Annotated in this window: 7 protein-coding genes and 5 pseudogenes; 7 read left to right on the top strand and 5 right to left on the bottom strand. The window is 57.1% G+C overall.

Features of this window, described 5'->3' with window-relative positions; translation table 11 throughout:
* The first annotated feature begins 220 nt into the window (after window positions 1-220).
* The 3 genes and pseudogenes from BUS06_RS18705 to BUS06_RS18715 all read left to right on the top strand — a co-directional run bounded on the left by BUS06_RS18705 (window position 221) and on the right by BUS06_RS18715 (window position 3,694).
* Window positions 221-1,606 (top strand): spinster family MFS transporter, encoded by a 1,386-nt coding sequence (locus BUS06_RS18705; protein ID WP_074265605.1) that lies wholly within the window; start codon window positions 221-223, stop codon window positions 1,604-1,606.
* A 269-nt stretch (window positions 1,607-1,875) separates the two neighbouring features.
* A pseudogene (locus tag BUS06_RS18710) lies at window positions 1,876-2,245 on the top strand (transposase); the annotation flags it as partial.
* 471 nt (window positions 2,246-2,716) lie between these two features.
* Window positions 2,717-3,694 (top strand): helix-turn-helix domain-containing protein, encoded by a 978-nt coding sequence (locus tag BUS06_RS18715; RefSeq protein WP_167379396.1) that lies wholly within the window; start codon window positions 2,717-2,719, stop codon window positions 3,692-3,694.
* Window positions 3,695-3,901: 207 nt separating this feature from the next.
* On the opposite strand, the gene BUS06_RS18720 is transcribed toward BUS06_RS18715, so the two are convergent.
* The 4 genes and pseudogenes from BUS06_RS18720 to BUS06_RS37480 form a co-directional block, all read right to left on the bottom strand.
* On the bottom strand, window positions 3,902-5,227 hold the full coding sequence (locus BUS06_RS18720) for an MFS transporter (protein WP_074265607.1): 1,326 nt from the start codon (window positions 5,225-5,227) through the stop codon (window positions 3,902-3,904).
* 395 nt (window positions 5,228-5,622) lie between these two features.
* The gene (locus tag BUS06_RS18725; RefSeq protein ID WP_074265608.1) at window positions 5,623-6,693 is read right to left on the bottom strand and encodes an aromatic ring-hydroxylating oxygenase subunit alpha; all 1,071 of its coding nucleotides are present in this window, start codon (window positions 6,691-6,693) and stop codon (window positions 5,623-5,625) included.
* 713 nt (window positions 6,694-7,406) lie between these two features.
* Window positions 7,407-7,550, bottom strand: a pseudogene (locus BUS06_RS38205) (ATP-binding protein); the annotation flags it as partial.
* Window positions 7,551-7,591: 41 nt separating this feature from the next.
* Window positions 7,592-7,776: pseudogene (locus tag BUS06_RS37480) on the bottom strand (IS3 family transposase); the annotation flags it as partial.
* A gap of 173 nt (window positions 7,777-7,949) precedes the next feature.
* Here BUS06_RS37480 and BUS06_RS18735 point away from each other — a divergent pair.
* Window positions 7,950-8,885 (top strand): annotated as a pseudogene (locus tag BUS06_RS18735) (IS110 family transposase); the annotation flags it as partial.
* Window positions 8,886-9,137: 252 nt separating this feature from the next.
* Here the strand turns inward: BUS06_RS18735 and BUS06_RS18740 are convergent.
* Window positions 9,138-9,398 (bottom strand): annotated as a pseudogene (locus tag BUS06_RS18740) (transposase); the annotation flags it as partial.
* A 449-nt stretch (window positions 9,399-9,847) separates the two neighbouring features.
* On the opposite strand from BUS06_RS18740, the gene BUS06_RS37485 reads away from it, so the two are divergent.
* From BUS06_RS37485 to BUS06_RS18750, 3 genes are read left to right on the top strand one after another with little or no spacing between them, the layout of a single operon-like run.
* Window positions 9,848-10,258 (top strand): hypothetical protein, encoded by a 411-nt coding sequence (locus BUS06_RS37485; protein ID WP_143787548.1) that lies wholly within the window; start codon window positions 9,848-9,850, stop codon window positions 10,256-10,258.
* 4 nt (window positions 10,259-10,262) lie between these two features.
* Window positions 10,263-11,273 carry an Ldh family oxidoreductase gene (locus BUS06_RS18745; protein ID WP_254368873.1) on the top strand — a complete coding sequence of 337 codons (1,011 nt, stop codon included), beginning with the start codon at window positions 10,263-10,265 and terminating at the stop codon, window positions 11,271-11,273.
* A gap of 10 nt (window positions 11,274-11,283) precedes the next feature.
* Window positions 11,284-12,513 (top strand): iron-containing alcohol dehydrogenase, encoded by a 1,230-nt coding sequence (locus tag BUS06_RS18750; RefSeq protein ID WP_074265610.1) that lies wholly within the window; start codon window positions 11,284-11,286, stop codon window positions 12,511-12,513.
* The last annotated feature ends 2 nt before the right edge of the window (window positions 12,514-12,515 follow it).

Genomic DNA, 12,515 nt, shown 5'->3' on the forward strand with positions numbered 1-12,515 from the left:
AACACAAGTACTCAACGCATGTCTGCTGTCGATCACGCTGCAATGAGGTCCACGCAATGCAGATCTCTCCACCTTGCCCTCGGCTTTGCAACGACAGCAACACCAGTCGTCCAAGTCTTGGACTGCAGAAACCTGACGAAGCCGATGCAGTAGATGCCGCAGCGAAGAGCAACCAATGCTTTGTCGACCACAACAAATACAGCCAGATGGAGGAGTCCTTATGATAAACCCCAATGCTTACCCCACGCCCCGGCGCGCCTGGCTGACAGTATTCATTCTCTTGCTAGCTTACGTGCTGTCCTTCATGGATCGGCAGATAGTGTACCTACTGGTGGCCCCGATTCGGCGCGACATGGTACTGACCGACACGAAGATCAGCCTGCTGATGGGCCTGTCCTTTGCCATCTTCTACGCGATTGCAGGCATTCCACTGGGGCGAGTTGTCGACACCAAGAGCCGACGCGGCCTGATTTTCTGTGGGGTGCTCTTCTGGAGTCTAATGACTGCCAGCTGCGGCCTAGCGAAGGTTTACTGGCAGCTCCTGCTTATGCGTGTCGGCACTGGCGCTGGTGAGGCGACACTGTCGCCCGCTGCCTACTCCATCCTGGCAGACAGTTTCCCGCCCCAGAAGCGAGCAACGGCCATCAGCGTCTATGGAATTGGCGTGTACATCGGAATAGGCATGGCCTACTTGCTGGGGGGAGCGATCATCACGTGGGCGAATGCGCGAGGCGACGTAATCCTGCCGCTGCTCGGCCATATCAAACCGTGGCAAGTGATTTTCCTTGTACTAGGCGCCTTGGGCATCTTGTTCGCCCTGCCTCTTCTCGCCATCAAGGAACCCACGCGCAAGGGCGCTGGCGCTGGCGTGGTGGTGCCACTCAAAGACGTTGGTCGCTATATCGTCGGCATTCGCAAGGCCGTGCTCTCGCACAACCTTGGTTTTGGTTGTCTCGTCTTCGCGGCTTCTGGCGTCGGCGCCTGGACTCCGACGTTCTTGCTCAGGGATCATGGCATGACGCTGGGCAAAGTCGGGCTGTACGTAGGAAGCATTTCAATAGTCGCAGGCTCTCTTGGCGTTATGTCCGGTGGCCGCCTTGCTGACTATCTGGCGCGGCGCGGATTCCGGGATTCGAATATGCGCGTCGGCCTCCTCGGAGGCGTACTGACGGCGCTTGGCGGTGTTGGCTACTTGATCGACAACCTGACCTTGCTGTGGATCTTCATGTTCGTCTACACCTTTGCCGCAGCCATGCCAAACGGCGTCGCGGCCGCAGCGATTCAGGAAATCATGCCGAACTCCATGCGTGGACAGACTTCCGCCATCTATCTGCTCGCCGTGACGCTGATCGGACTGGGTCTTGGCCCCACCGCTGTGGCACTGGTCACAGATTATGTGTTCCGCGATGACATGGCCGTTCGCAACTCCATCGTTTGGGTTGGAAGCATTGCAAGCGGCTTGGGCGCGCTGCTGATCTGGTCTGGACTCAAGCCATATGCGCAAGCGCGCCAGACGCTTGAAGACTGGGGGGCCCAACACGGAAATTCAGACGGCCTGATACCTGCACCCCACGAGGGTACAACCTTGCAAAGAGCATCTCTGTGAGAAAACAAGAGTGGATAACTGAATAGATTCAAGCAGATCCGCTCCTGCCACGTCCGCACGTGGAATCCGCTTACATCGACGTAGATCTATTATGAGCAGCATATTGAAGCACAAAGCTATTTTGGCGATGTTGCGGGCCACCGTGGCTGGTGTTGTCAACTTTCAAAGCAGCGTTACGATGTATGGATGCGAAGTGCTGGAAGTCGGTCCCGGCGGATATCATCAGCGCCGACAACGAACCGCACAGGCCAAGCCGCGCCGAGATGTGAGTGACGACGCACTGCTTGCGCATGGCGTGGTTCCGGTACCGCCCTGGAGCCGGTGTAATTGTGTATAGCGACCGCGGCAGCCAATATTGCAGCGGCCTGTTTCAGGGCACGTTGAAGGCCTATGGCATGCGTTCGTCGATGAGCCGGCGCGGCGATTGTTGGGAATGCGCCGACTGAAAGTCTGTGGGGTTCGCTCAAGGTCGCACGTATGCACGGGCGGCACTTCGCCACGCGGCGTACCGCAATGGACGAGGTAATTGACTGGCTGGGCTTTTACAATGCACGCCGGTTACACTCGACGCTCAACTCAGTTAGCCCGATGACATTCGAGCAGAACTGGTTCGCAGCACAGCAAGGCAAGGCCGCATAACATCCTCGGTTACGGGATTCGCCAAACGGGGGCAAGGTCAATTCGATTGTGCCGGATGTATCCGAGTACAGCTGTCCGGTTGATGTTCAACTAATCAGTTACCCAGATCTGTCCAGCACCTATGAAGTCGAATTCCTATGGAGCGCGGACGCTAGAAACCCCGCACTCGATCAGTTCATCCAATATTTTAGGCCTTGATATCGCGTCCAGCGTCGGCGTGATCGGTTTCCCTCGTTGGGCGACCAGTCGAATCTCCGGGAGTCTGGCTTCGTGACTGGGCCTTTCCCGGAGGCGTTGTACATGACCTCGCAAGCCTGCCCTCCCTTGTATCAGCGCCTCACCCTGTCAGAGCGCGAGCGAGGACGCCAGGTACATGACGACTACCCAGCTCTTCCTGAGCGTGCTAGCCTTAAAGAAAAAGGTCTTCCAGCGTCTACTGCTGGACAGCCACTTTTGGGCGGAGACGGGAACATGAAACAGCAACTTTCTACCGATATTAAGTTTTCGGACTGCAGGGCTGCGCCATCGTCTATTGGCGAAGCGCGTGTCGAAGGCGATCTCAGCAGCACCGCGCCCAGAGTCGTCTCCGCGCACCCATGTTCAACGCGAGTGTCGGCAGCTTCAGGGGCACAGGGAGCGTTGCTCGCAACGGGTCATTTTGGACGGGTGATGGGCTGTTGGACGCAGCGCAACATTGGATTGCATGCCCATGACGAGATCCAGATTACGTTCAATCTCGGTGCCGGTCCGCTGAATTACAGGATCGATGACACACTTGTAGTGGTGAAGCCCGGTCAAGGTGCAATCATTCCCTCTTGGGTGAAGCATTCGCGTGACGTCGACCCCACCCTACCAACATATCTGATTGTGATAGCGATTTCGCCTGCATGGCTTCGTACACATGATAAAGCCGGCTATAACCTCAGCGGAGGCGTGGAAGTCTTTGCTGTGCCTCGCTCCCTCGCAGAGATCCTGGCGCATTTGCGATTGTCGTTGACAAATCCAGGGTTGGACGCGCCAGAGCAGGTGACGGCGCTCGTCGACGCGCTTATCGATGGCGTGGGCTCAATGGGCACATCCGCCCCGGTTCTCAATTCAGGGCGTCTGAAAGGCTATTGGGACAAGCGGATTCTGGACGCGGCCCACAGTATTCAGCGGTGTAACGGGCGAACAGATGTCGATCATCTGGCGAAAGAATACGGACTTTCAAGAAGCCACTTTTCCAGCCGGTTCTGTGCTCACTTTGGCTTTTCGCCACAGTTGCTGATTAACGCCGTCCGGATGAAAGCTGCGCTCCATCTTTTACTGGAGAGCGACGATTCGATTGCGACGATCAGCGATATTTTGGACTTTAGTATGCCCGGCCATTTCACCCGATTCTTTACCCGGCACACCGGTGAAACACCGATGTCCTACCGGACGAGAAACCTCACCCTCGAGTCACTGTGAGATTTGAATTCAGGAAGCCCGTGCAGTCTTGGTTCACTATGCCCACGTCCGATGAAACGCACAGTGTGTTGCCGAAATAGGCGGCGCATTCTTCATGCGCAGAAGCTCCATGGGGTACAGAGTACAAGAACGGCACAACCTCAACTTATCTTTCGCTAGGCTGCGCGCGAATTGCCAGGGCGACGCGGCGGGTATTGGAACTCGCTCCTAGGTTTGAGCGGGGTGCGTGGGTGGAGTGGGTGTTGCCGGTTGGAGGACAGGCAAGCGGTTCGCTACTAACAGAATAGCTCCGAGTACCAGCAGCCCGACCATCACATACAGACCGCCTTGTATGCTGCCGGTTGCGGTCTTGGTCCAACCGATGATCGTCGGACTCAGAAAGCCGCCTAGCAAACCGATCGTATTGATCAACGCAATTCCTCCTGCAGCTGCGTCGCCTTTCAGATAATCGGAGGGTATCGCCCAGAAGACCGTATAGGAGATCGACATCATGGCGGTGGCGCCGGTCATGAAAATCAGGGAGATCGCGAGTTGTCCGCTCGCCCACGTCGCGGCGGCTAGGGCAAGCGCACCAATCAGCGCCGACACCGCGCTATGCCAGCGCCGCTCGCGCTGGCGATCTGAACTGCGGCTACCAAGGTACATAGCGATTACCGCGGCGATGTAAGGGATCGACGAGTAAAACCCGATCTGCAGCGTGTCTTTCACGCCATTGGCCTTAAGGATCGTCGGTAGCCAGAAATTGACGGTGTAAATGCCGCAGATCACGCAGAAATAGGCCATCGCCATCAGATACACCCGGGAATCGCGCGCCACCTGCCTAAACGAGTGATGAACGACGGCGGGAGCAGCGAGGCCGCTTTCGAGCGTTCGCTTTTCTTGCGCCGACAACCACGTCGCTGAAGCCGGGCGGTCGGCGAGGAAAAACCACGCGACGACACCCAACATGATGCAGGGCAAGCCTTCCACTAGAAACATCCATTGCCAGCCAGCAAGACCGAAGGCCCCCGCAAAGTAAGTCATAGTCCAGGCTGACAGCGGCCCGCCTACCACGCCCGCTAGCGGCTGACCTATCATGACGATGGCAATGGCGCGTGCCATGCGTGCCTCGCCATACCAATAGGTGAGGTAAAAGAGCATCCCAGGTGCGAAGCCAGCCTCGAACACGCCAAGTAGAAAACGCAGCCCGTAGAACATCGTCACGTTGTGCACAAACAGCATCGATGCAGATGTTAGCCCCCAAAGCACCAGGATACGGCTAATTGTTTTGCGAGCGCCTAATGCGGGCAGTAAGAGATTACTGGGGACTTCGAACAACATGTAGCCCAAGAAAAAAATTCCCGCACCTACTCCGTAAACGGCGTCAGAGAAGCCGAGGTCGCTTTGCATCTGCAATTTCGCGAAGCCGATGTTGAGGCGGTCGAGGCAAGCGAACAGATAGCAGGTGACCAGAAATGGCAAGAGACGCCAGTTCAATCTGTTGTAGAGCACCGTGGTCTGATCAGCGCTCGAATTCGAAGAGATAGCAGACATGCACGTTCTCCAGAAGAGGCTCTGCAGGCGGGCAGTGAATGACAGTACGGGATTCAGCCACCCATATCAACGTTGCCCCAAGCACCGCCTGCTCGGGCGGCGTTGGGGCTCAGGCAAACACCGGACTACTGTTTCATAAATTCTTCTACATGAAAGCAAGGTGACCGTTCGCCGCAATCGGTATAAGGCGAAGGGTCGCCACGCGGTGGCTCAGGGCGGTATGGCCGTGGTCCAGCACGTGGATCTTCCGACCGCGCGGGTTCGCCTCATAAGCACACCGGTTAGTTACACTGTGTGCAAGTTCTAAGCCACGGACGTGACCGAGCGCGATTGTGCGAGCGCGACGTGCGTCGCTTTTCACGGAGAGCGGAATCGAACTTTATTATCCAAATAGATTATTTACTAAGCCCTGAACGGATATTCATCTCCAGTTCAATCTGCTGCTCGATCAGTCGCCGTCCGCGCAAGCCAGGCGCATCGGACCGGGCATGGATTTCTGGGCCAATCCCACCAAGACTAACCATGGCCTCGCAGTACTTCACTCCCACCACGTCCTCATCCAACGCAGCGGCGATATCTGCTTTCAGTGATTCGGTAAGCTGTTGATCGCCGAGCCCGAAATTTCGACTAAACGCCCAGAAGTAGTGGGTCGTATTCTCTGTCTCGGGCGTAATCGCATGATTTACCCTAAGCGCGCCGTATGGTTTTCCAGGCTCCGCGCCACCATTTGCCGCACTATGGAAACTCGAGCCCGTGGAGTGCAACCCCGGAGGGAAGAAGTACTGGATCATAGTACGGTCGACCAGTCCAGTCATATTCAGTGTCTTTGCTAGCGGAAGGTGTTCGACCTTATCGCTCTTGATAAAGCGGGAGACGATAAACTGACGCTCATCCTGCTTCATCTCCGCTTCGGTTTGGGCGATTCCGGGACCACCAATTGTGCTGCCGTGCAGGTAGCTCAGATGCGACAGGTCGAGCAAATTGTCATGCAGAAAGATGTATCGCGATTCGACCCGTTCATGGCCGCCGATCGTTGGTTGCCAACCTTCATCCGACACACGAAGGGGCCGGTGATCGGGAATCAGACTCTCGTCCGCAACCGATGGATCACCCATCCATATCCATAGCCACTCCCAGCGCTGCACCAGAGGATATTGGGCGACGCGATAGCTCGCTGGAATGTCCGATTGAGAAGGAATGCGAACGCACTTTCCACTGCAATCGAACGTGAATCCGTGGTATCCGCATTCAATCTGATCGTCGATGAGCTTTCCCTTGGAGAGGGGAAACCTTCTGTGTGGGCACCGATCGGCCAGTGCTACGGGATTTCCCTCTTGGGTACGGTAGAGAACCACCGGGACGCCCAATATCGTGCGGGCCAGCAACTCCGGGCCAACCTGATCAGACCAGGCCGCAACGTACCATTGATTCCTCGGGAAATTCACGTCTTTCTTGAGGGGATACATTTGCTCATCTCCGATATATGTAGTTGTACGTCCGCTTGCACCTTCGGCGCCCTATCGATGATCTCGCGATCGGCTACGCAGAACACCTGTGCACATAGAGACCGGTTTCCGCCGCCGCTATGCCCGACCGCTACAACACGGTTGAAGGTCCACCGGCATTCAGGTTCACCTTCGATCTGCTTTCATTAAGCGTAGTTATAGACGAAGGTTCGTGGATGCCGGTAACCGGAATGTTTGCAGAGTTACCCTTTTGTTTGCTCGAACAGCCCCCAGACGACAGCTTGCCGTGAGGGGAAGACTGGATCTCATGCGGTCCCGCGCGGAATGCCCGGCTTGATGCCGCGAATGTTGTCGTAGGGGCGCTCGCGTGGACTGCGGCAGAGCGAATATTGTCCTGCCAGTACGACTTCAACATCGATGTGTGCGCCAGCCGTAAACCAGGGCAGCCCCCTTCTCGTCCGGCATCTCAAGACGCACAACCATCCGCCGCATGTATCTTGACCGCAACTTCTAACTCAATCCACGACTCATTCCTTCACGACGCTCAGTTAGCACCCACCATTCGCCTCGAGATCCAGAAGGCCTCTCGCGCGCCCTGCGGACCCGCATAGCACCTGCGTCACACGTCAGCGCCACCGGTTGGATAGCGTCAAGCAGCACGGCCGGTTTACCGACAACCATCTTGGCCGGTCGACCGGGTTGATTGTCGGTGGTTATTCGGCCATGTTTGTCGCTCCTTCACTGTGGTTGTCGGTGGATGAATGTCGGCGCCGGCTGTTCTGTTTGTCGCTGGCGGTGCGACGGCGGTAGCTTTCGACATTCATCTCGAAAATCGTCGAATGATGGACGAGCCGGTCACACAATTACACCGGCTCCAGGGCGGCGCCGGAACCACGCCATGCGCAAGCAGTGCGTCGTCACTCACATCTCGGCGCGGCTTGGCCTGTGCGGTTCGTTGTCGGCGCTGATGATATCCGCCGGGACCGACTTCCAGCACTTCGCATAGCACCGAGACCGCCAGTGGCGTCGATTGCGCTCGATGAATGCGTACTTCTCATCGACTCCTTGGTGAAGTACGCGGCTGCCTAATGGAATGGTCTGCCCCACCTCCTGCGCGATACTAGGCGTGTCCACTCTGGGAGAGCGACCCTGAACGATCACCGCGTCTATGTCATTGGCATTGATCTCGGCAAGAATTGGTTCCACCTCGTAGCGAACGATGAGCGAGGTACGAACTATTCCGCAAGAAGTTCAACCGAGGCCAACTGGCAGAATTTCCGGTCACGGCACCCCGATGCTTGATCGCCATGGAGGCGTGTCCTGGATCCCAATTCTGGGGGCGACGGTTCCAGCAGGCGGGCCACGAGTTGCGCATTATCCCGGCCCAGTTTGTGAAGCCGTACCTCAAATCGAACAAGAACGATTTCAACGATGCTCAGGCGATTGCGGAAGCTGCAAGTCGCGGAAGCATGCGCTGTGTTCCGCTAAAGACAACTGATCAAATCGAGCTACAAGCATTGCATCGAGTTCGCCAACGATTCATTGTCGAGCGAACCGCCGTCGTCAACCAGATGAGAGCGCTGCTTCTCGAGCACGGCATTGTCATACCGGTTGGGCGTGCTCTCTTCGCTCGACGCCTGCCAGCAGTATTAGCCGATCCCCAGAGCGGCTTATCGCCACGACTGAGTCAGCTCATTGCGCGGTTGCGTCAGCGATGGCTGGCCTTGGACGAAGAGATCGACACGGCGTCGGCTGAAATTACCCGGATCGCTCGTGAATCGGACCTCAGCCGACGTGTCTGCACGGTACCCGGCGTCGGGCCGGTTGTGTCAACGGCTCTTATTGCTGCAGTCGGCAATGGTGCTGCGTTCAAGCGGGCTCGCGATATGTCAGCCTGGCTCGGCCTTGTACCGAAGCAATACTCAACGGGAGGCAAATCGAATCTTGGTGGCATCAGCAAGCGCGGTAACACCTATTTACGGATGATGGTGATCCAAGGCGCACGTGCTTTGATGATTCACATGAAGCGCGAACAGTCCCGAATGGGCTTATGGCTTCGCGAGGTCGAGCAACGTAGTCATCCGCACGTCGCCCTAATCGCACTGGCCAACAAGATCGTCCGTATCTGCTGGAAGGTGTTGACCAGCCAGCAGTCCTATCGACCGTTTGCGGAAGCACCCGCAGCTGCCTGAGCAAGTCCGAGCACTACCGTCCTGTTTTGCGAGCCCTGCATAGCTGATGACACAGAACCGTTGACCGGCATGCCGAAAGCCCGGCTAAAAAAGCAGTCTTTAATGACGGAACGCTTTATTGGGTTAGGTGTGCGCGGATTCCATCACGGCCAGCAGTCTCGAACTGCGCGAACAGGCCGGATACATTCACGCAAACGATGTTCTGTCGAGACGGCTAGACAGTCCTTGCAAACCTGGGGCAGACCATACATTTTTTAAAATATCCCGCTCCATCTTCAGGCGAGCCACTTCGGCACGCAGCCGCGCCAGCTCCATCTGTTCCGGGCTCACGGGCTTCGTGCCCGCTCCCGTCAGTTTGCCTTCCCGGTCAGCCTTTACCCAGTTGTACAGCGTCTGTTCGACCACACCCAGTGTCGCTGCCACCGCTGCCATGCTTTGCCCGTCCTTGACCAGCCGCACCGCTTCCAGCTTGAACTCGAGCGTGTACTGCGCTCGCTTTGCCTTGCTCGTCATCGTTCCTCTCCTTGCTTGAGTTTACCTGCTCAGCAAGGGATTCGTTTTTCGGGGGCAAGCTCAGCTACGATTCTTTCTCTGCGGCTGCTCCTGCCCTCACGCATGGATTTCGTTCCGGTCACATGGGATGCGATGGGACGAGGACGCGAGCCGTCGCATTCGACCACGGCGAAGTAGAGCAGGAACTAAGTGGTGTCCCGATATTGCGGCACTCGAAGGCACACGCAAGGGCATTGGCAGCACGTACACGGTACGACATCATCTGGATGAATATCGCTTATACGATCATTCGATTTCCCGACAACGCCTCTCTTTGCCACACTGTTTCCAGATAAATCAAAGCGTTTTCTGTACTGATACACCTAGAGCAGAAAGGAACAAACAGAGAGGCAACATGAATCCTCGAAAGATCGTTGATTCACATTACATGCGGCTGCAAACGATGTGTCGTGGTGAGCTACCACGCACCCTTCTCTAAAGTGATGCCCTTCAGTCTTTCGGGCTCGGTTGCTGGTATCGGCGAGGTTCCAGTTGCTTGGTTCAACCGGCGAATCAGTCCCGGCAATCTCAAGTCAATGCGAACGATTCAATCCCATGATCTGATTGACCTTCCTGGTGCCCTTCACTTCTCCCCCAACGGCCTTCTCGGATTCACGCCACGGTTCGGAAAAAGCACGAAAGAGACAAACATGAGAAACATTGCTTATAGGCGCTTTCGTTCGCGTCCTTTCATCACAATTTCGTCATCGAAAATGCCGGCGCTCGCCCGCAAGGCAAATCGTGCGCCGAAGCACGTAAAGATCGACCCGATTACCCCGTTCGAGGGCTTACTCGGACGACTCGAAAACCCGGTGCTCTGATCACATGATGATGGTCGACTTTCAGGAGGCGAGGCGGGTTGCGTTGGCGGTGCTTGACTCGGCCGGTGTCCCACTGGCCCACGCGACGTTGCAGGTGGATCTGTTGCTGGAGGCGGAGCTGCGCGGCCGCTCCTCTCATGGGCTGCTGCGACTCAAGCGCATCGTCGAGCGAATTCACAATCGCGTTGTGGACCCACTCACCAACGGCTCACACCACTGGCGCGGCAACGTGCTCGAGGTGGATGGGTACATGGGCTTAGGACCGGTGGTTGCGGTTGCCGCATTAGAACGAATTTCTGAGCGAGCTGTTGCAGCCGGCATAACAATGGCCGCCATAAAAAACAACAACCACCTTGGAATGCTGGCTTGGTACGCAGACCGCATTGCTCGACAGGGGCAGATCCTCATTGCGCTGTGCAACAGCGAGGCGCTAGTGCACCCTTGGAACGGACGACGTGCCATGCAGGGCACCAACCCGTTTGCTATAGGTATTCCGCTCGTCGGGGAGCCTTTCGTGCTCGACATGGCGACCAGCCTGGTTTCGATGGGCGAGATACACCACCATGCCAACCTGAACCGCCCGATTCCGTCCGGCTGGGCATTGGACGTGTCTGGAGAGCCAACCACCGACGCTCACGCTGCCAAACGGGGCGCTATCGCGCCGTTTGGAGGCGCCAAGGGTTACAGCCTCGGTCTCGGCTTCGAGGTGCTGATCGGCGCCCTAAGCGCTTGCGCGCTGGGGCCGGGAGTGCATGGCACGCTTGACTCGGACCAAGTTTGCAACAAGGGTGACATCTTCATCGTAATAGACCCAGGTGCCGACCAAGGTCGCTATGCGGCCATTGAGACTTATCTTGACGCAGTGCGCGCGTCTGGTTCCCCCGACGCTGCCGTGCAGGTGCCAGGCGATCGCGCGCTCGCATCTCGTCGCGAGCGTTTGTCCAATGGCCTACCGCTCGATGATCAGGTATGGCATGACCTCCAACTGCTCGCGGCTTCGCGCAAGCGTGATTGAGAAAACGACCATGAATAATTTCGGCATTGCCCGGACCGGCCAGACCGTACTTTTCGGCTGGGGTCAGCGCCACGCGCTGCCTCGCCTAGTCAAGCCGCTCGGGAATCGGGCTTTCATCTGCACAGACGATCGCTTCCCCCAAGACCCGTTGCTTTCCGCATTGGCGACCGACATGCGCAGCGAAGGCATTGCTGTCGAGGTGTATGACGCAACCGTTGCAGAGTTGCCGCTCGACTGCATCCTGGATGCCACTTCGCAGGCCAGAGCTTTCGGTCCGGCTGTCGTCGTCGGAATCGGAGGTGGAAGTTGTATGGATTTGGCCAAGCTGGTCGCCTTGGCGTTGAGTCATTCGGGCGAAATGTCGGCGTTCTACGGCGAATTTAAAGTGCCTGCCCCGGTCCTCCCGGTCATCGCGATACCGACCACCGCTGGCACCGGCTCCGAAGTAACCCCGGTTGCTGTACTCGCAGATCCAGCACGTGACATGAAGGTCGGGATATCCAGCCCTTACCTGATTCCACAAGTAGCGGTTTGCGACCCCGAGCTCACGATGAGTTGCCCCCCACGGCTCACCGCCATCGCGGGCGCAGACGCAATGACACACGCCATCGAGTCCTTTACCGCGATTCGACGCGAGCCGACTGCCGAACTGGGTTTGAATCAGGTGTTTGTCGGAAAAAACGTCTTTGCGGACGCGCACGCACGCCTTGCAATCAATGCTTTGGCCAGCAATCTCGCGACGGCCGTGAAATCTCCAAACGACCGATCGGCGCGCGAGCGGGTAATGCTCGGCGCGCTCGCCGCCGGAATGGCCTTCGGAACCGCAGGGACTGCAGCCGCCCACGCCATTCAATACCCTGTCGGCGCCGTCACGCATACAGCGCACGGACTCGGAGTCGCGACCCTAATGCCTTATGTAATGGAATTCAATCTGCCGACTTGTCTACCCGAGTACGCAGAGATCGCACACATTTTTGGTGTTGCCGAAACAGATCACTCGGACGAACAACAGGCCAAGCGCGGCATTGACGCTGTTCAAGCGCTGTTCGCTCAAATTGGTGTGCCCGAGTCGCTCGCAGACCTTGGTCTCGCGGGAGACAAACTCGATTGGGTCAGCAAGCAGTCAATGTCAGCTGCCAGACTCGTCAACAACAATCCGCGGCAGCTCAGTCGCGAAAGTATCAACAGAATTGTGCGGGCCTGTTTCGAAGGAAAGCGCGATCAACTCAGAGGTATCTAGCA

It is taken from the genome of Paraburkholderia phenazinium (assembly GCF_900141745.1).
In the GTDB taxonomy this organism is placed as follows: Bacteria; Pseudomonadota; Gammaproteobacteria; order Burkholderiales; family Burkholderiaceae; genus Paraburkholderia; species Paraburkholderia phenazinium_B.